Annotated in this window: 15 protein-coding genes; 7 read left to right on the forward strand and 8 right to left on the reverse strand. The window is 60.1% G+C overall.

The genetic code is table 11. The features are described from left to right. Window positions 1-117: 117 nt before the first annotated feature. On the reverse strand, window positions 118-1,182 hold the full coding sequence (locus ACRCYW_RS04665) for a 3-deoxy-7-phosphoheptulonate synthase (RefSeq protein ID WP_438548982.1): 1,065 nt from the start codon (window positions 1,180-1,182) through the stop codon (window positions 118-120). A 167-nt stretch (window positions 1,183-1,349) separates the two neighbouring features. Here ACRCYW_RS04665 and ACRCYW_RS04670 point away from each other — a divergent pair, with 167 nt between their 5' ends. Further along, window positions 1,350-1,730 carry a diacylglycerol kinase gene (locus tag ACRCYW_RS04670; protein ID WP_438548983.1) on the forward strand — a complete coding sequence of 127 codons (381 nt, stop codon included), beginning with the start codon at window positions 1,350-1,352 and terminating at the stop codon, window positions 1,728-1,730. Between the two features lie 195 nt (window positions 1,731-1,925). On the opposite strand, the gene serA is transcribed toward ACRCYW_RS04670, so the two are convergent. From serA to ACRCYW_RS04690, 4 genes are all read right to left on the reverse strand, one after another. Then, entirely contained in the window at window positions 1,926-3,158 is a 1,233-nt protein-coding gene (gene serA, locus ACRCYW_RS04675) for a phosphoglycerate dehydrogenase (RefSeq protein WP_438548984.1), read from the reverse strand. Window positions 3,159-3,527: 369 nt separating this feature from the next. Then, window positions 3,528-4,181, reverse strand: coding sequence for a ribose-5-phosphate isomerase RpiA (gene rpiA, locus ACRCYW_RS04680; RefSeq protein ID WP_438548985.1), 654 nt, complete (start codon window positions 4,179-4,181; stop codon window positions 3,528-3,530). A gap of 176 nt (window positions 4,182-4,357) precedes the next feature. Next, window positions 4,358-4,981: a 5-formyltetrahydrofolate cyclo-ligase gene (locus ACRCYW_RS04685; RefSeq protein WP_438548986.1), complete on the reverse strand. Its 624-nt coding sequence runs from the start codon at window positions 4,979-4,981 to the stop codon at window positions 4,358-4,360. Window positions 4,982-5,239: 258 nt separating this feature from the next. Then, window positions 5,240-6,586 (reverse strand): Na+/H+ antiporter NhaC family protein, encoded by a 1,347-nt coding sequence (locus ACRCYW_RS04690; RefSeq protein ID WP_438548987.1) that lies wholly within the window; start codon window positions 6,584-6,586, stop codon window positions 5,240-5,242. 321 nt (window positions 6,587-6,907) lie between these two features. On the opposite strand from ACRCYW_RS04690, the gene dapB reads away from it, so the two are divergent. From dapB to ACRCYW_RS04720, 6 genes are all read left to right on the forward strand, one after another. Continuing rightward, a complete protein-coding gene (gene dapB / locus ACRCYW_RS04695) occupies window positions 6,908-7,720 on the forward strand; it encodes a 4-hydroxy-tetrahydrodipicolinate reductase (protein ID WP_438548988.1) in 813 nt (270 codons plus the stop codon). Window positions 7,721-8,404: 684 nt separating this feature from the next. After that, window positions 8,405-9,541, forward strand: coding sequence for a glutamine-hydrolyzing carbamoyl-phosphate synthase small subunit (gene carA / locus ACRCYW_RS04700; RefSeq protein ID WP_438548989.1), 1,137 nt, complete (start codon window positions 8,405-8,407; stop codon window positions 9,539-9,541). A 20-nt stretch (window positions 9,542-9,561) separates the two neighbouring features. After that, a complete protein-coding gene (carB, locus tag ACRCYW_RS04705; RefSeq protein ID WP_438548990.1) occupies window positions 9,562-12,786 on the forward strand; it encodes a carbamoyl-phosphate synthase large subunit in 3,225 nt (1,074 codons plus the stop codon). Window positions 12,787-13,281: 495 nt separating this feature from the next. Beyond that, window positions 13,282-14,940: a 2-isopropylmalate synthase gene (gene leuA, locus ACRCYW_RS04710; protein WP_438548991.1), complete on the forward strand. Its 1,659-nt coding sequence runs from the start codon at window positions 13,282-13,284 to the stop codon at window positions 14,938-14,940. A gap of 197 nt (window positions 14,941-15,137) precedes the next feature. Further along, window positions 15,138-16,043, forward strand: coding sequence for a GGDEF domain-containing protein (locus ACRCYW_RS04715; protein ID WP_438548992.1), 906 nt, complete (start codon window positions 15,138-15,140; stop codon window positions 16,041-16,043). A gap of 276 nt (window positions 16,044-16,319) precedes the next feature. Further along, entirely contained in the window at window positions 16,320-17,486 is a 1,167-nt protein-coding gene (locus ACRCYW_RS04720) for a DUF1615 domain-containing protein (RefSeq protein WP_438548993.1), read from the forward strand. Window positions 17,487-17,556: 70 nt separating this feature from the next. On the opposite strand, the gene ACRCYW_RS04725 is transcribed toward ACRCYW_RS04720, so the two are convergent. From ACRCYW_RS04725 to ACRCYW_RS04735, 3 genes are all read right to left on the reverse strand, one after another. Then, window positions 17,557-18,306 carry a DUF4917 family protein gene (locus ACRCYW_RS04725; RefSeq protein WP_438549031.1) on the reverse strand — a complete coding sequence of 250 codons (750 nt, stop codon included), beginning with the start codon at window positions 18,304-18,306 and terminating at the stop codon, window positions 17,557-17,559. Window positions 18,307-18,314: 8 nt separating this feature from the next. After that, the gene (locus tag ACRCYW_RS04730) at window positions 18,315-18,587 is read right to left on the reverse strand and encodes a DUF4917 family protein (protein ID WP_438548994.1); all 273 of its coding nucleotides are present in this window, start codon (window positions 18,585-18,587) and stop codon (window positions 18,315-18,317) included. Window positions 18,588-18,857: 270 nt separating this feature from the next. Further along, window positions 18,858-19,526 carry a phospholipase D family protein gene (locus tag ACRCYW_RS04735; RefSeq protein ID WP_438548995.1) on the reverse strand — a complete coding sequence of 223 codons (669 nt, stop codon included), beginning with the start codon at window positions 19,524-19,526 and terminating at the stop codon, window positions 18,858-18,860. Window positions 19,527-19,612 lie beyond the last annotated feature (86 nt).

Raw genomic sequence — 19,612 nt, forward strand, 5'->3', positions numbered from 1 at the left:
TACCGCGAGGGAGAAGGGGTCGCCTTGGCGAGGGATACCTTGCATTGAGCGCGCTACAAAAAAGAAAGGGCCAGGCATCCGAGATGCCTGGCCCTTTGCACAGGGTCTCTGAGTGGTTTAGCCCTGTTGCTTGGTCAAACGGACTTGAGCCGCGTCCGCCAGCATGGCCAGCAGGGTTTCGGTGTCGGACCAGGAGAGACAGGCGTCGGTGATGCTCTGGCCGAAGGTGGCGGCGCAGCCGTTCTCCACGTCCTGACGCCCCTCCACCAGGAAGCTCTCGGCCATGATGCCGGCGATGCCGGTGCGGCCGCGGCGCAGCTGATCGCAGATATCCTGGGCGACCAGCAGCTGGCGGCGGTGATCCTTCATGCTGTTGCCGTGGCTGAAATCCACCACCAGCCGCTCGGGCAGGCCCACGTCGGCCAGCGCCTCGCACGCCTCGTCCACGCTGGCGGTGTCGTAGTTCGGCCTGTGGCCGCCGCGCAGGATCACGTGGCCGAAGGGGTTGCCGGCGGTGCGGTAGATGGTCATCTTGCCGTCCTTGTCCGGGGAGTAGAAGATGTGGCTGTGGCGGGCGGCGCGCACCGCATCGATGGCGATGCGGGTGTTGCCGTCGGTGCCGTTCTTGAAGCCGACCGGGCAGGAGAGGGCGGAGGCCATCTCGCGGTGCACCTGGGATTCCGTGGTGCGCGCGCCGATGGCGCCCCAGGTGATGAGGTCGCTGATGTACTGGCCGGTCACCATGTCGAGGAACTCGGTGGCGGTGGGCATGCCGATGGCGTTGATGTCCACCAGCAGCTTGCGGGCGAGCTTGAGCCCCTCGTTGACGTCGAAGCTGCCATCCAGGCGCGGATCGTTGATGAGTCCCTTCCAGCCGACTATGGTGCGCGGCTTCTCGAAGTAGGTGCGCATGACGATGCAGAGGCTGCCCTTGTACTGCTCGCGCAAGGCGTTGAGGCACTGGGCATACTCGTGGGCGGCGACGGGATCGTGGATGGAGCAGGGGCCGACGATGACCAGCAGGCGCTGATCCTCACCGGCGAGAATGGCTTCCACCTCCCGGCGGGCGTCCAGCAGGTTCTGGGCGATCTGGTCGTTGATGGGGAAGGCGTGCGCGAGTTCGCTCGGAGTGATCAGTGACTCCAGGCGGCGGGTGCGCAATTCATCGGTGTGAATGGACATACGACTCAATTCTCGAGTGGGTGGTGTGGGACGTCGTCTGACGAACCCTGACAAATGAAGTGCCGAAAAGGCAGAGGGATAAAATAAAGCAAAAACCCCCTGATGGAAACCATTGCGGGCTCTGCTAGGATGTGAACCCAAAAGCCATTTCAAATGAGGTAGTTATCGTGGCAAAGCCAGGCGCAACCGGGATCACCCGCATCATCAACGCCACAGGTTACAGCATGAAGGGGCTCAAATCGGCCTGGGTTAACGAGGCGGCCTTCCGTCAGGAACTGGTGCTGATCCTGCTGTTGATGCCCCTGGCCTGCTGGCTCGGTGACTCCCTCAACCAGATCCTGCTGCTCATCTGCATCAGCTGGCTGGTGGTGATTGTCGAGGTGCTGAACTCCGCCATCGAGGCGGTGGTGGACCGCGTCGGCTCCGAGCATCACGAGCTCTCGGGGCGCGCCAAGGATCTCGGCTCCGCCGCCGTCTTTATCGCGCTGGCCCTCAACGCCCTGGTGTGGGGCGCCCTGGTGGGCCGCAATCTGCTGGGCTGGTGGTAGGTCAGGCCTCATTTTTTATATCGTATTTTCCCTCTCCCTTTGGGAGAGACCTGGGTGAGGGAGGTCTCTTCTCCCCCTCATCCCCAACCCTTCTCCCGCGAGGGGAGAAGGGAGCTAACAGGGTTAGGTTCTGCGGCATAAAAAAGCCCGTCATGGTGACGGGCTTTTTGTTGTCCGAGCGCAAGGCTCAGGGCATCAGTGCAGAATACGCGCGCGTATGGTGCCGCTGACCTCTTTGAGCTTGGTCAGGGCCTTCTCGCTGTGCTCCGTCTCCACGTCGATCACCACGTAACCGATCTGGCTGCTGGTCTGCAGGTATTGGCCGGCGATGTTGATCCCCTCGTCGGCGAAGATCTGGTTGATCTGGTTCATCACCCCAGGCTGGTTGCGGTGGATGTGCAGCAGGCGGCTGGAGCCCTTGTGACTGGGCAGGGAGACCTCCGGGAAGTTGACGGCGGAGAGGGTGGAGCCGTTGTCGGAGTATTTCACCAGCTTGTTCGCCACTTCCAGGCCGATGTTCTCCTGGGCCTCCTGGGTGGAGCCGCCGATGTGGGGGGTCAGGATGACGTTGTCCAGGCCCCGCAGCGGAGTCAGGAACTCCTCGTCGTTGGACTTGGGCTCGACGGGGAAGACGTCGATGGCGGCACCGGACAGGTGGCCGCTCTTGATGGCTTCCGCCAGGGCTTCGATGTCCACCACTGTACCGCGGGAAGCGTTGATGAAGACGGCGCCCGGTTTCATCATGCGCAGCTGCTCGGCACCGATGAGATCCTTGGTGGAGGCGGTCTCCGGCACGTGCAGGCTGATGACGTCAGACATGTTGAGCAGTTCCACCAGGTTCGGCACCTGGATGGCGTTGCCGAGGGAGAGTTTGTTCTCGATGTCGTAGTAGTAGACCTTCATGCCGATCATCTCGGCGATGATGCCAAGCTGGGTGCCGATGTGGCCGTAGCCTATGATGCCGAGCTTCTTGCCGCGGGCCTCGACGGAGCGGTTGGCGAGCTTCTCCCAGACGCCGCGATGGCACTTGGCGTTCTTCTCGGGGATGCCGCGCAGCAGCAGCAGTATCTCCCCCAGCACCAGCTCGGCCACGGAGCGGGTGTTGGAGAAGGGGGCGTTGAACACCGGGATGCCGCGCACGTGGGCGGCGTCGAGGGCGACCTGGTTGGTGCCGATGCAGAAGCAGCCGATGGCTACCAGTTTGCCGGCGGCGTCCAGTACCTTCTCGGTGAGCTGGGTGCGCGAGCGCAGGCCCACGAAATGCACGTCGCGAATGCGCTCGATCAGATCCTCTTCCGACAGCGAGGTCTTGAGATACTCCACGTTGCTATAACCGGCAGCCCGGAAGGTCTCCACCGTGTTGGGATGGACTCCCTCCAGCAGCAACACCTTGATTTTATCCTTGTCCAGCGAAAACTTGGCTGTCATGACGATCCCTCTGTTTTATATATGAGTGCGAAAAGCGGTGCAGGTATGCGATGTGAAGAAAACCGTAAAGTAGCAAAAACGTGCGGGAGAGGGAATATTTGTGACGAAAGTCAAATTCTTTGAAGTTTTCAACGATAGTTGTAGCTGAGACTTTGCAACTCGTTGAGCCATAAACAGAAACGGCGCCAGGAGGCACCGTTTCTGTTGGTCTCTGTGAGGGGGAGTCTTCCGGGCTCGCTGCTGCAAGCGGCTCCGCAACAGGGGATGCTTAGTTGGTGATCACGCCTTCCGGGGTACAGATCAGCACCACGTCTGTGCCGCGGTGGGTGAGATGGAGGTCGTTGGTGACCACATCCAGCCCGTCGTGGCTTAGTTAGTGATCACGCCTTCTGGGGTACCGATCAGCACGACATCAGCACCGCGGTGGGCGAACAAGCCGTTGGTGACCACGCCCACGATGGCGTTGAGCTGCACTTCCAGCCCCTTGGCGTCGTGAATGGCCATGCCCTTGATGTCCAGGATGTGGTTGCCGTTGTCGGTCACCACCCCTTCACGCCAGACGGGGTTGCCGCCGAGTTTCTTGATCTCGCGGGCCACGTATTCGCGGGCCATGGGGATCACCTCCACCGGCAGCGGGAAGGTGCCGAGCACGGGGACCGTCTTGGTGTTGTCGATGATGCAGATGAATTTGTCGGCCACGGCGGCGACTATCTTCTCGCGGGTCAGGGCCGCGCCACCGCCCTTGATCATGTCGCGGCTGGCGTTGATCTCGTCGGCGCCATCGACGTAGACGGAGAGGGCATCGATCTCGTTGAGATCGAACACGGGGATGCCGAAGCCCTTGAGACGCTCGGTGGAGGCGACTGAGCTCGAGACGGCGCCCTTGATCTCATCTTTCATGGTCGCCAGTGCGTCGATGAAGTGATTGACGGTGGAGCCGGTGCCGACCCCGACTATGGTGCCGGGGACCACGTATTCGAGCGCAGCCCAACCGGCCGCCTTCTTCATTTCATCTTGAGTCATGATGGATCCTTATGGAAAAAGCGGGCGCATTATATCCAAGCCTGCCCCCGAGGGCGACCACCTCGCTCACGTTCCGGGGCAAAAACCCTCAAGATGTAAATCGTTTGCCTGTTTATTGGTCATGGGGGCCAATGGCAGTCGAACAACTCGTCAGAAAAGGGCCGGGCAGTGACTCATCACGCCTCATCCAGGCGGGAGAAGTCCCAGCAGCGGGTCGGGGTGAGGATCTGCGGCAGGGGCACGTCCCACTGCTCCTTGGGCACCGCATCCACCTGCTGGCAATCGTGGGCGAGGCCGAGCGGCAGGGGGCCCAGCCTGTGTTCGTGCCAGCTGGCAAGGGTGCGATCGTAATAGCCCCCCCCCATGCCGAGCCGGTTGCCCGCAGCATCGAAGGCCACCAGCGGGGTGCAGATGATGTCCAGCATGCTGTGGGGGACCACCTGTGACATGTCGAGCTCGGGCTCCGGGATGCCGAAGCGATTGCGGAGCATGGGGCTGGTGGCGGTGTAGCGCTGGAACAAGAGATGCCCCGGGGTGAAGGGGTGCAGCACCGGCAAGTAGACCTCCTTCTGCCGGGCCCAGAGCCAGTGAATGGCGGGCAGGGGGTTGAGCTCGCCGTCGTTGGCGAGATACAGGGCGATGCGCTTGGCCGCCAGGATCTCGGGGTGCTCCTTGAAGCGGGCGACGAGCTGCTGGGCCGCGGCCTGCTGCTCGTCCTGACTCAGGCTCTGCCTGCGCTGGCGGATGAGCTGGCGTAGGGTCTGGCGCGCGTCGGGGGCGGCGGCTTGCGTATCCGGCATGGGGGCTCCTAAGGATGATGAAAAGGGGGACGAAAGGCTGGGGTTACCTTAACAAGGGTGTGGCGGGATGAACAGCGGGAGCCGGGGCGGCTCATCGGGGTTGAGAGCGGTGAAGGGCATGACTGGCCATGCCCTTCACTCGTGGGGTGGATACTCAGGCGACCTGGCGGTTCTCCGCCGCGCTGCGGGTCTGGTGCTTGATAAAGACGGCGACGAGGGCCGACAGCACCAGTGCTCATCAGCGGTAGAAGCTGATGCTCAGGCAGCTTGGCGCTGCTCGGCGGCGCTTCTCGTTTGATGCTTGATAAACACCGCAACGATGGCAGCCAGGGCCAAGGCCATGGGGTAGAAGCTCATGCTCACTACCGCCAGCGGCGACAGTGCGAATATGGAGCCCAGCAGCAGGGCCTGGGCCCCCCAGGGGATGAGCCCCTGCACCACGCAGGAGAAGATATCCAGCATGGAGGCGGCGCGGCGCGGGGTGACTCCGTGTTGCTCGGCCAGATCCCGTGCCACCTTGCTCGCCACTATGATGGCGACCGTGTTGTTGGCGGTGCAGAGGTTGGTGAGGCTCACCACACCGGCGATACCGAGCTCCGCCGCCTTCTCGTTCTGCTCGCCGTCGTGGGCACGGGTGAAGCGGGCGATGAGGGCCGCGATGCGGGCGCTGATCCAGGCCAACCCCCCCTGACGCTCCATCAGGGCGCCGAGGCCACCGATGAGCATGGAGAGCAGGAAGATCTCCTGCATGCTGGTGAAACCCTGATAGATGTCCTTGCTGAATTGACCCAGGGGATAGTCCCCCAGCAGGCCCACGCCCCCGGCGGCTATGATGCCAAGCCCCAGCACCACGAACACATTCACCCCGATCAGTGCCAGCACCAGGATCAGCACGTATGGCATCACCTTGAGCAGATCGGCGCTGGCGGCGGAGGCGGGCACATCCCCGGTGGAGCCGAGCAGCAGATAGAGCAGGATCACCAGCACGGCGGCGGGTGCGGCGATCTTGACGTTCTCGCGGAACTTGTCCTTCATCTCGCAGCCCTGGCTGCGGGTGGCGGCGATCGTGGTGTCGGAGATGATGGAGAGGTTGTCCCCGAACATGGCGCCGGAGAGTATGGTGCCCGCCATCAGCACCGGGCTGATGCCGGTGGCCTGGGCCACGCCGAGGGCTACCGGCGCCACGGCACCGATTGTCCCCATGGAGGTGCCCATGGCGGTGGCAATAAAGGCAGAGATGAGGAAGAGGCCCGGCAGCAGGCACCAGCCCGGGATGAGTGAAAGGCCCAGGGCCACGGTGGCATCCACCCCACCGGTGGCCTTGGCCACGGTGGCGAAGGCCCCCGCCAGCAGGTAGATGAGGCACATGGCCATGATGTTGCTGTCACCCACCCCCTTGAAGAAGGTCTCGAGGTTCTTGTTGAACCCCTCTTTGCCCAGCATGAGCGCCAGCATGACGGCGGGCAGGGCGGCGACGGGGGCAGGCAGCTGATAGAAGGCGAATTCGACCCCCTGCAGGGTCAGCCAGGTGCCGGTACCGATGAAGAGAGCGAGAAAGACCAGCAGGGGCAGCAGGGCCCTGGCACTGGGTTGGGTCTGGATCATGTGTTCCTCGAAACTTGAACAATGACCTCCTGTCGCGGCCTGCGTGGATCCGACTCGGGTCGGGCACAGGGTGGGCATCCTGCCGCTATGGGGGGCTCAAGGTAGTGAGTCAGGGGCATTTGGTCAAGATAGACGTCCAGATGGACAATTCTTTTTCTCTGGTGATTTCGCCACACCGATTAAATTTGTCGAATATTCGGTTTTATTGGTTAATGCTCGTTTATTTGTCGGTTGCAAAACGGCGTCCACGGCAGGCTTTTCAAAGCAGACGCAGGCTGGTAAAACGGTCATCTTTCCATAAAAACAGATGAGAGGGTGGAGATGGACAATCCGATCCGTGTGGCCGTGATGGGCTGTAATGGTCGTATGGGCAAGGTGCTGCTGGAGGCCATCACCAACGCCGAGGGCGTGGTGGTCGGGGCGGCGCTGGAGCGACCGGGCTCTGCCGTGATAGGTCTGGATGCCGGTGAGTTGAACGGTCTCGGCCGGCTTGGGGTGCTGATCAGCGACAGCCTGGACAAGGTGCGTGACGAGTTCGATCTCATCATCGATTTCACCCGCCCCGAGGTGACCCTGGCGAACCTGGCGTTTGCCCAGGCGCACGGCAAGCAGATGGTGATCGGCACCACCGGCTTTGACGACGCGGGCAAGGCCGCCCTGCATCAGGCCGCCAGCCAGATAGGCATCGTCTTCGCCTCCAACTACTCGGTGGGGGTCAACCTGGTGTTCAAGCTGCTGGAGCAGGCCGCCAGGGTGATGGGGGATTACACCGACATCGAGATCATCGAGGGGCACCACAGACACAAGGTGGATGCCCCCTCCGGCACCGCGCTCTCCATGGGGGAAGTGGTGGCCAAGACGCTCGGACGTGACCTGAAAGAGTGCGCCGTCTACGGCCGCGAGGGGATCACCGGCGAGCGGGATCGCAACACCATCGGCTTTGCCACCATACGGGCCGGCGATCTGGTGGGGGAGCACACCGTCATGTTCGCCGACATCGGCGAGCGGGTGGAGATCAGCCACAAGGCCTCCAGCCGTCTGACCTTCGCCAATGGTGCGGTGCGGGCGGGCAAGTGGCTCAAGGGCCAGGCTGCCGGTCTCTACGACATGCAGGATGTCCTCAACCTGAAGTAAGGGGATCGCGGGCGTTTCCTACCCAGCCAGCCGCCCCGTTGATGACCCCGGTTGTCACCCCCCTGCCAAGCCCCGGTTCGCCGGGGATTTTCACATTAGTGGTATAAACGAGGCTTAGATGCCTCTTTTTAGTCGAACTATCATAAAATCCTTAAAGCTCCGAATCTCCCCCGGTCTGCATTGCGAAAATGTCATCAAAGCGTAACGGTGACGGGCCTCAATGATCCCTATTACCCCGTTTTTTTACATGTGGTAAAACAGACTAAAAATTCAAACACGTAAAAACGTTTTCCTTTCTGTTATAAAACTTATCTGTCTAAAAATATCCATTGTTGATTGTGGTTTGTTTTTTTGTTGAATCATAACGCGTTGTAATTTAAGTGATAAAGTTTGATTTGTGTGTTTCTGAAGGCTTTCTTTCCGGCTTTCATGCCTGCATTTTGATTTTCTTTTAGGGGAGGGGGTTGCAAAGCGGGTTAGTGCATAGATAATGGGTAATATTGCTTTTTTATTGAATTTAGATGCATTTCAGGTGAGAAAAGACGTTGAAATGCGATCGTTTTTAAGTAGAATGCGCCCAATTTGCCAGAAATCTGCCGGGTTTGAGCCCTGTTTCAAACAGTGTCCGGACCCGCAACACCCAGGTAAATTGCTGAATTTAAAGCTAAATAACTGGAGGTTGTCTTGAATCACACTGCATTGCTAGTGCTGGAAGATGGAACTGTGTTCAAAGGCGTGTCGATAGGCGCCGAGGGATGTTCCGTTGGTGAAGTGGTTTTCAATACGTCGATGACGGGCTATCAGGAAATCCTCACCGATCCCTCTTACTCCCGTCAGATAGTCACCCTCACTTACCCCCATATAGGCAACACCGGCACCAACAGCGAAGATGAAGAGTCCAGTCAAATCCACGCTCAGGGATTGATCATCCGGGACCTTCCGATACTTGCCTCCAATTTCCGCAATCAGCAATCCCTCTCCGATTACCTCAAGTCTCAAAACATCGTTGGCATCGCCGACATCGACACCCGCAAACTGACCCGCATCCTGCGTGAGAAAGGCGCCCAGGCCGGCTGCATCCTGGCGGGCAAGCAGGTCGATGAGGCATATGCCCTCGAACAGGCTCGCGCCTTCCCCGGTCTCAAGGGGATGGATCTGGCCAAGGAAGTGACCGTTTCCGAATCTTACGACTGGACCGAAGGGAGCTGGCAGCTCGGCAAGGGTCACATCACCCCGGCCGCCGATGAGCTCAAGTACCACGTGGTGGCCTACGACTTCGGCGTCAAGCGCAACATCCTGCGCATGCTGGTGGACCGTGGCTGCCGCCTGACCGTGGTGCCGGCCAAGACCCCGGCCGCCGAGGTACTGGCGCTCAATCCCGATGGCATCTTCCTCTCCAACGGCCCCGGTGACCCCGAGCCGTGCGACTACGCCATCGACGCCATCAAGGCCTTCCTCAATACCAACACCCCGGTGTTCGGTATCTGCCTCGGTCACCAGCTGCTGGGGCTGGCCTCCGGCGCCAAGACCCTGAAGATGAAGTTCGGTCACCACGGTGCCAACCACCCGGTGAAGAGCCTGGACGACAACACCGTCATGATCACCGCCCAGAACCACGGTTTCGCGGTGGACGAGGAGAGCCTGCCGGATTGCCTGCGCGCGACCCACGTCTCCCTGTTCGATGGCTCCCTGCAGGGCATTCATCGCACCGACCGCCCGGCCTTCAGCTTCCAGGGACACCCGGAAGCGAGCCCCGGCCCCCACGACTGTGCCGGTCTCTTTGACCACTTTATTGAATTGATTAAGCAGTATCGCGCCTAAGGAAAAGGAAGAGAGAAGCCATGCCAAAACGTAACGACCTACAGAGCATCCTGATCCTCGGCGCCGGCCCCATCGTCATCGGTCAGGCCTGCGAATTCGACTACTCCGGCGCCCAGGCCTGCAAGGCCCTGCGCGAGGAGGGCTACCGCGTCATCCTGGTGAACTCCAACCCGGCCACCATCATGACCGACCCCGAGATGGCCGATGCGACCTACATCGAGCCCATCACCTGGGAAGTGGTGCGCGAGATCATCAAGAAAGAGCGTCCGGACGCCATCCTGCCCACCATGGGCGGCCAGACCGCGCTCAACTGCGCCCTGGCGCTGGAGAAGCACGGCGTGCTGGCGGAGTTCGGCGTCGAGATGATCGGTGCCACGGCGGACGCCATCGACAAGGCCGAGGATCGTTCCCGCTTCGACAAGGCCATGCGCAGCATAGGCCTGGAGTGCCCGCGCGCCGGCATCGCCCACAACATGGAAGAGGCCTGGGGCGTGCAGCAGATGGTGGGCTTCCCCTGCATCATCCGTCCCTCCTTCACCATGGGTGGCTCCGGTGGCGGCATCGCCTACAACACCGAAGAGTTCGTCGAGATCTGCGAGCGCGGCCTGGACCTGTCGCCCACCAAGGAGCTGCTCATCGATGAGTCGCTGATCGGCTGGAAAGAGTACGAGATGGAGGTGGTGCGGGATCGCAACGACAACTGCATCATCGTCTGCGCCATCGAAAACTTCGACCCCATGGGCATCCATACCGGTGACTCCATCACGGTCGCGCCCGCCCAGACGCTGACCGACAAGGAGTACCAGATCATGCGCAACGCCTCCATGGCGGTGCTGCGCGAGATCGGCGTCGAGACCGGCGGCTCCAACGTCCAGTTCGGCATCAACCCGAAAGATGGCCGCATGGTCATCATCGAGATGAACCCGCGGGTATCCCGCTCCTCCGCGCTCGCCTCCAAGGCCACCGGCTTCCCCATTGCCAAGATCGCCGCCAAGCTCGCCATCGGTTACACCCTGGACGAGCTGATGAACGACATCACCGGCGGCCGCACCCCGGCCTCCTTCGAGCCGGCCATCGACTACGTGGTCACCAAGGTGCCGCGCTTCAACTTCGAGAAGTTTGCCGGTGCCAACGACCGTCTCACCACCCAGATGAAGTCCGTGGGTGAAGTGATGGCGATTGGCCGCAACTTCCAGGAGTCCCTGCACAAGGCCCTGCGCAGCCTCGAGACCGGCAAGACCGGCTTCGACCCCATGGTGGACCTGAACGCCCCCGACTCCCTGACCCGCATCCGCCACGAGCTGCAGGACGCGGGCTGTGACCGGATCTGGTACATCGCCGATGCGTTCCGCGCCGGTCTCTCCATGGAAGGGGTCTTCAAGCTGACCAAGATCGACCCCTGGTTCCTGGTGCAGATCGAAGAGCTCATCAAGCTGGAAGAGCAGGTGAAGGAGCGCGGCATGGCCGGCCTCGACGCCGACTTCCTGCGCACCCTGAAGCGCAAGGGCTTCGCCGACGCGCGCCTGGCCAAGATCCTCGGCGTGGCCGAGGGCGAGGTACGCAAGCTGCGCGCCCGCCACGCCATCTTCCCGGTCTACAAGCGGGTCGATACCTGCGCCGCCGAGTTCGCCACCAACACCGCCTACATGTACTCCAGCTACGACGAGGAGTGCGAGGCGGCCCCGAGCAACCGTGACAAGATCATGATCATCGGTGGCGGCCCGAACCGCATCGGTCAGGGCATCGAGTTCGACTACTGCTGTGTGCACGCGGCCCTGGCCCTGCGCGAGGACGGTTACGAGACCATCATGGTCAACTGCAACCCGGAAACCGTCTCCACCGACTACGACACCTCGGACCGCCTCTACTTCGAACCGGTGACCCTGGAAGACGTGCTGGAAATCGTGCGGGTCGAGCAGCCCAAGGGCGTCATCGTCCAGTACGGCGGCCAGACCCCGCTCAAGCTTGCGCGAGCATTGGAAGCGAACGGCGTGCCTGTCATCGGCACCAGCCCGGACGCCATCGACCGCGCCGAAGACCGCGAGCGCTTCCAGTCTGCGGTTGAGCGTCTCGCGCTCAAGCAGCCGGAGAACGGCACAGTCACCGCGCTGGAGCAGGCGGTGCAGGTTGCCGCCCGCATCACCTACCCCCTGGTGGTGCGCCCCTCCTACGTGCTGGGTGGCCGCGCCATGGAGATCGTCTATGACGAGCAGGATCTGCGCCGTTACTTCGCGGAGGCGGTGAGCGTCTCCAACGAGTCGCCGGTACTGCTGGACCGCTTCCTGGACGACGCCACCGAGGTGGACGTGGATGCCATCTGCGACGGCACCGACGTGGTCATCGGCGGCATCATGGAGCACATCGAGCAGGCCGGCATTCACTCCGGCGACTCCGCCTGCTCCCTGCCGCCCTACACCCTGTCCAAGTCCATCCAGGACGAGATGCGCGAGCAGGTGCGCAAGTTGGCGCTGGAGCTCGGCGTGGTCGGCTTGATGAACGTGCAGTTCGCGGTCAAGGACAACGAGATCTACCTCATCGAGGTGAACCCCCGTGCCGCCCGTACCGTGCCCTTCGTCTCCAAGGCGACCGGCGCGCCGCTGGCGAAGATTGCCGCCCGCGTGATGGCCGGCCAGAGCCTGAAAGAACAGGGCTTCACCAGCGAAATCATCCCGCCCTACTACTCGGTGAAGGAAGTGGTACTGCCGTTTGCCAAGTTCCCGGGTGTGGATCCGCTGCTGGGGCCGGAGATGCGCTCCACCGGCGAGGTGATGGGGGTGGGCAGCAGCTTCGCCGAGGCCTATGCCAAGGCCCAGCTGGGTGCCGGTCACCAGGTGCCGAGCGAAGGCCGCGCCCTGCTTTCCGTTCGCCACGGCGACAAGGAGCGGGTGGTGAACCTGGCCGCCAAGCTGCTGGAGCTGGGTTATGAGCTCGACGCCACCCACGGCACCGCCGTGACTCTGGGGGAGGCGAGCATCAACCCGCGTCTGGTGAATAAGGTGCACGAGGGTCGCCCGCACATTCTGGATCGCATCAAGAATGGCGAGTACACCTACATCGTCAACACCGCCGAGGGTCGTCAGGCCATCGAGGACTCCAAGCAGCTGCGCCGCGGCGCCCTGCAGCACAAGGTGGCCTACACCACCACGCTGCACGCGGCCTTCGCCACCTGCATGGCTATCAGCGTGGATGCCACCGCCAACGTGAACTCGGTGCAGGAGCTGCACCACAAGGTGAACAACCGCTAGTCCTGCCAAGGGCCGGGAACTCCGGCTCCGGGCCGTGCCCCTCAAAACCCCGCCAGCGATGGCGGGGTTTTCGTTTATATGAACCAATGGATATATGAGTCATTGCGTCATACAAGGGTGATATTGACTCATGATCTAGATGTTTGCATACCAATGATTGCGCATATTCAGCCTCTCATCGCCATCTTCGCAATCTCTCACCGCACCGCCTTCCCTATACTGGTCTCTCATCACCAAGGTCATCTGCGCCTGCAGGTGCTGGCTGTCACAGGGCAGCGCATCGGGGCAGTGCGAGAGGATCAGGGCCGACGGCTTATCAGCCTCCCCGGCCGGCTCCCCCTTATCAGGGAGGGTCACTGGAAAGCGGGTGTGGGGTCATCGCCGCACCACCCGACAGGGCCAGCGTTACCGCGCCAACCCGTTCCCCCTCCCTGCTCTGCTCACCTGCCGACGCCTTCGAGACCGTTTTATGGCCCCAGCCAAGGAAAGACGAATATGAGCTTCGATCACCGCAAATACCGCCGCTCCCCCGTGATCAATCTGGCGGATCGCCAATGGCCGAACCGGGTCATGACACAAGCGCCCCTCTGGTGCGCCGTGGACCTGCGTGACGGCAACCAGGCGCTGGTCGAGCCCATGACGGTGGCCCAGAAGCTGCAGATGTGGGCGCTGATGGTGCACATCGGCTTCAAGCATATCGAGGTGGGCTTCCCGGCCGCCTCCCAGCCCGACTTTGACTTCGTGCGCGAGCTTATCGAGCGCAACCTCATTCCCGAGGATGTGACCATCCAGGTGCTGGTGCAAGCCCGGGAAGATCTCATCGTCCGCACCTTCGAGTCCCTCAAGGGGGCCAAGCGGGCCATCGTCCACGTCTACAACTCGGTCAACCCGACCCAGCGCAACTATGTGTTCAACTCGGGCCGCGAAGGGGTCAAGGCCATTGCCGTGCAGGGGGCCCGCTGGGTGCGGGAGCATGCGGCCAGGAACCCGGGCACGGAGTGGAGCTTCCAGTACTCCCCCGAGAGCTTCAGCAGCACAGAGGTGGAGTTTGCCGTCGAGGTGTGCGACGCCGTGATCGACCAGTGGCGCACGGCGGCCCGCCCGATGATCCTGAACCTGCCGGCGACGGTGGAGGTGAGCACGCCCAATGTGTTCGCGGATCAGGTGGAGTGGTTCTGTCGAAACCTCAAGGCGCGCCCCGAGGTGAGCATCTCCATCCACACCCACAACGATAGAGGCTGCGGGGTGGCCGCTGCCGAGCTGGCGGTATTGGCGGGGGCGGATCGCATCGAGGGCACCCTGCTCGGCAACGGCGAGCGCACCGGCAACATGGACATAGTCACCATGGCCATGAACCTCTATAGCCAGGGCATAGACCCCGAGCTCAACCTCAGTGACATGGATGCCATCGTCGCCACCGTGGGGGCCTGCACCCAGATAGCGCTGCACCCGCGCCACCCTTACGCGGGGGAGCTGGTCTACACCGCGTTTTCCGGCAGCCACCAGGACGCGATCCGCAAGTCCCTGGCTGCGCCCAAACCCGACGCCTATTGGGATGTGGCCTATCTGCCCATCGACCCCGCCGATCTCGGTCGTAGCTACGAGGCGGTGATCCGCATCAACAGCCAGTCCGGCAAGGGGGGGGTGACCTATCTGCTGGAGCGCGACCTCGGCCTGCAACTGCCGCGCTGGCTGCAGATCGACTTCAGCCGCCGGGTTCAGGCGCAGGCCGAGGCAAGCAGCAGCGAGATCAGCCCGGAGCAGATCCGTGCCCTGTTCGAGCGGCACTACCTCGAACCCGTCCACGGCTATCGCATCGGCCGTTTCCAGCTCGGCCACGACAACCAGGAGAGCCTGCGCCTCGAGCTGCAGACTCCGGCGGGCAGTGTACAGCTGTGCGGGGAGGGGGAGGGAGCCATCACGGCGCTGGTCAACGGCTGGGAGCGCCACACCGGGATGCATATCGACGTGCTGGATTACTCGGAACATGCCCTCACTGCCGGCACCGAGTCTCGCGCCGCCGCCTATGTGCTGCTCAGCATCGACGGGGTGCGCCTCTGTGGCGTCGCCGTGGGGCGCGATGTGGTCAATGCCTCCCTGCAGGCGGTGATCAACGGGGCGGCCCAGCATCAGGCCCTGCGCCAGAGCGCCTGACCCTTGCCAGAGGCCATTACGGCCCCTGTTTTTTCCTCGGCAATCCCCTGACCCTGATGGTGAGGGGATTGTTTTTTATGGAAAATCTGGTTCACAATACGAAAGTTCAACGGCCTGGACTCTGCCACGGCGACGGGGTTTCCCCGTGCTGACAATCCCCGGTCGTTGCGAGATGGCGATACCTTGGAGCCAGATAGATGTTAAAGACTCCCCTCACATTATCCATACACCCGAGCCGCTTTCCGTCTCTCCCCCGTGGTCGCCGCATCGCTCTCATCTTGCTTCCCTGCCTGCTGCTGCTGACGGCCGGATGGGATGGACTCTCCTTCGAACCCCTGGCCCAGCATCACCTCTACACCATCGGTGCCCTGGCCGAGATGATCAATGTACTGACCCTGTTGTTCATGTTCTGGGTGGTGCAATGCGCCCCCCTCTCCAGGCGCTCCTATCTCTATCTCTCCGTCGGTCTCTACCTGTGGCTCGTCTCGGGGGTCATCGACGTGATGGATGAGGCCTATGCCCAGCCATGGTGGCTCTCCCGGGTGGAGGACAGTCTGCGCTCTCTGGGGATGCTGGCGACGGCATGGGGGGTCTTGCTGATGGTCAAGCAGATGTACGGTACCCAGATCCGGCTGGCCTCCCTCGCCATGTCGGATGAGCTGACGGGCCTGTCCAACCGCCGCTCCTTTGGCGCCGTGCTCGAGTCCCACATGGAGGCGGGCACCCCGCTGCTGTTGCTGGATCTGGACCATTTCAAGCAGGTCAATGATCGCCATGGTCACGGCACCGGTGACAATGTGCTGCGGGAATTCGGTGCCTTGCTGCGCCAACACTGCCCACCGGATGGTGTGGTCGCGAGACTCGGGGGGGAGGAGTTCGCCATCTGGCTGCCGGGCATTCCCATGGTCAGGGCGTGCTCCCTCGCCGAGCAGGTCCGATCCGCCACCGAGTCCCTCGTCACGACGGATGGGGTCCAGGTGACGGTGAGCGTGGCGGTCGGGATCTGCCAGGAGGGGGAGGAGGCGGAGGCCCTGGTCAAGCGCACCGATCTCGCCCTCTACCGGGCCAAGCACCTGGGTAGAAACCGGGTTGAACTGGCCTGAGTCGGGGGTGAACAGAAGTTGTAGCCCCATCAGGTTCCTTGTAATGGGCCTTCAGACATTTCACCGATCACGCTCTCTATGGGACCAGGAACCTCGGCAGAAGCCTGATTGAACCGGCCTGAGAAGGCTGCGGTCATAGGCTGTCGCCCCATCTTGCCCCCTTGAATGAGCGCCTTCAGATCACCCTCCCAATCCACTACAATGGCTCCCTGTTTGCGTTCGGGGCCCGTCATCTGGGATGGGGACCCCGGCCCCTCCTGCTTATCGGAAGCCTTCATGACTCTTTCTCCCCGATACTTGGGCTCGGCCCATCCGCTGGTTGCCTTGCCCCTCTTGTTTGCCGCCCTGCTGGCCGGTTGTGCCAGCGAACCCGGCATCCCCGCCGACGAAGCGGCCGCCATCGCCAAACAACCCAAGGCCATGCAGCCGCGCCAACCCGCCGACATGAAGAGCCGCATAGTGCGCTTCCTGCCGCGCCAGGTGCCGGACAAACAGGGGTGGGCCAACGACGTGGTAACGGCCCTCTCGACCCAGAACCTCACGGTGAGCGATCACAACGTCTGCAGCGTGCTGGCGGTGGCGGAGCAGGAGGCGACCTATCAGGCCGATCCCGTGGTGCCCGGCCTTGGCAAGATCGCCTGGAAGGAGATCAACCGGCGGGCCGGCAAGCTGCTCATCCCCGAATTCGTGGTGCGTTCGGCCCTCAGTATCAAGTCCCCCACCGGCAAGTCCTATGCCGAACGCATCGACAAGTTGCGCACCGAGCGGGAGATGAGCGAGATCTTCGAAGACATGATAGGCACAGTGCCCATGGGCAAGACGCTGTTTGGCAACCTCAACCCTGTGCACACCGGCGGCCCCATGCAGGTGAGCATCGCCTTCGCCGAGGCCAATGCCCGCGGCTATCCCTATCCCGTGAAGGAGTCCATTCGCCACGAGGTGTTCAGCCGCCGTGGGGGCATCTGGTTTGGCACCAGGCACATCTTCGGCTATCCCGCCGACTACCCGGATACCCTCTATCGCTTCGCCGACTTCAACGCCGGCTGGTACGCGAGTCGCAACGCCGCCTTCCAGGCCGCCGTCAGCCGGGTGAGCGGCAAGACGCTGGCGCTGGATGGGGATCTCATCCGCTATGGCTCCGACAAGCCGGGCAATACGGAGCTCGCCGTCTACAGCATCGCGAGCCGGCTCAGCATGAGCCAGACCGCCATTCGCCAGAGTCTGCGACTGGGGGACAGCGACGAGTTCGCCAAGACGGATCTCTATGGCCGGGTCTTCACCCTGGCGGAGCAGAAGGCGGGTAGCCGTCTGCCTCGCGCCATCCTGCCCGGCATCCAGCTGAAGAGCCCCAAGATCACCCGCAACCTCACCACCGCCTGGTTCGCCAAGCGGGTGGATGACAGGGAGCAGGCCTGCGTCAGAAAGATGGCGACCATTCGCTGATAGCCAGAGACAACAAGGGCGGCCAATGGGCCGCCATATATTTTATCATTTATCTAAAAAACTAAGGATATTAACGCCAAACAGGGACAGTCTTTGCATCAAACAAGTTCACTTTACACTTAAACTTCCCTTTTATACGCTCAATATGTTTTCTATCGTCCTCAGAGTAGACGCCGATGTAAATACTTAATAATCTGTCAGGCATTTTTCTACCTGGCTTCGCTGCGATATTTATTGCATTTATGATATGTTCATCATATTCACCAAAGTTAAATCCAAAGGTTATCAATGAGCCTTCAATAGCACACAATGCATCATAGCAATAAGTTAGGTATCGATTGTGAAGGATGTGACTTAACTTTTCGTTGCCATTTCCTGATGCAACAAAGATGGGGTATTGTGAACTGTGAATTCGTTCTTTTATATTTTCAAGAATGTATTTTTTAGGTGTATATTGTTCTTTGGTTATGTGAATCCCCTGATCAAATATTAGAAGAGAACCATGAAGGTAATGGATATTTTGTTTATCTCTATGCAATCCCCATCGCAGTTCAGAAAACTCAGGCTCATCAGCTGAGCTATCTTCGATATCTCTACCGAAACCATCTATATGGTGAATCGTACCTTTTCGCAATAATACCCAATATAACAATATGTCATAGTTCGTGCTGAATATATTGCCATTGCTAGATATGAATGGAGATAGAAATCTAGCACAATTATTGATTTCATCGTTAGAAAGCTTAAATACATGCTCAGGATGTAATGCTTCAACAGCATCAATTAGGCTCTCTTTTAGCTGTTGACTGGTCTGTAATATGTCACTTTCTAAGTTTTGTCACAACCAAAAACACGGGCTAGATCAATGAAATTATCTAGTTGTTGCATGACAAGTTCGAAGTTCTTGGTTTTGACTATGTCAAACAGAGACTTGATCTTTAAGTTATCTTGAGAACTTATAAAATTATGTAGTGCATTATATGAAAAAATCTCAGGGTTGTAGGCCATACTAAATCCATTACCCAGAAGTAAGTGGATTTGCCGTTGCTTGGCTTTCAGCTCGCTTGTTATTTGCTGATATGTTTTTAGGTTCTGGCTCATACAATTATCCACCTGTGCTCTATAGTATTTAAAAATTATTTGGTATCAGGGTTGATTTTTTTTGATACAACGAAATTAGGGTGTGTAATACGCATAAAATAATTTTCCCCATTTGACAATTACATGTGTTCGACTTGAGTGTTGGGGGCTGTGAGAGCTGCTTGTTGCCCCATGCATTCTTAACTTAATCAGGTTACTACTACGGCGTTTTGAACAGGATTGTGAGCAACAATAGTGGCAGTAGAAATCAACGCTGAGCTAGCAGCGGGTCTATAAGCATAGTGATATGCCTTTACAGACCCTGGTCAGGGATGCGTCTCGATGGGAATGATGCTGCGACACTTGGGATAGCTTGTGCACCCCCCAAAAGGTATTGCCCTTGGTATCTCCTCGTTTACTGGTTCGCAATACCATGGTGGAACCGCATTTTGGACAAGCTGGTGCTGGCCCAGCATTGACAACCGCAGCTTCGTTCTTATCGCTGTCGCTGGCGACTCTTTCCAGCGAGATGCGCACCTCTTCACTGACCCTGATGATCCGTTGTGCCTCGTCATAGGCATCGCGATAGAGTTCGCCATCCTCTGAACGCTGGATCAATACGCCCATCTCGTTGTTGTTCACTTGACTGAATTCATAGAGGTTCAGGCTGGTGATGATGCACATCTCCTCATTGAGGTAGCACTTGGCATGGAGGTTTTTGCAAAAACTGGTGCGGATATAGGTGAGCTCTTTAAGCCAGCTGATCTCTTCCGGCTGTAGCTCGCTTTTGCCATAGACGATGCGGACATCGATCTTGAGCCGATTCTTGTCGGTGAGCAACTCTTTGATCCTGTCGTTGAGTTTAAGGAAGGGGCTGATCAGGATTAACCGTTCCTTGGCATCCTTGATCAGCTCTTCAAGAAAATAGTTAGTTGCGTTGGTATTCAGAAATTTGGCCATAACAAGCTCTCGATCCTTGGAAGTGTTATGTGTTGACCGGCTACAAGAAGCGGTGACCGGTAGAATATAGCGGGTAAACAGCCAGC

It is taken from the genome of Aeromonas sp., from assembly GCF_051657805.1.
GTDB lineage: Bacteria > Pseudomonadota > Gammaproteobacteria > Enterobacterales > Aeromonadaceae > Aeromonas.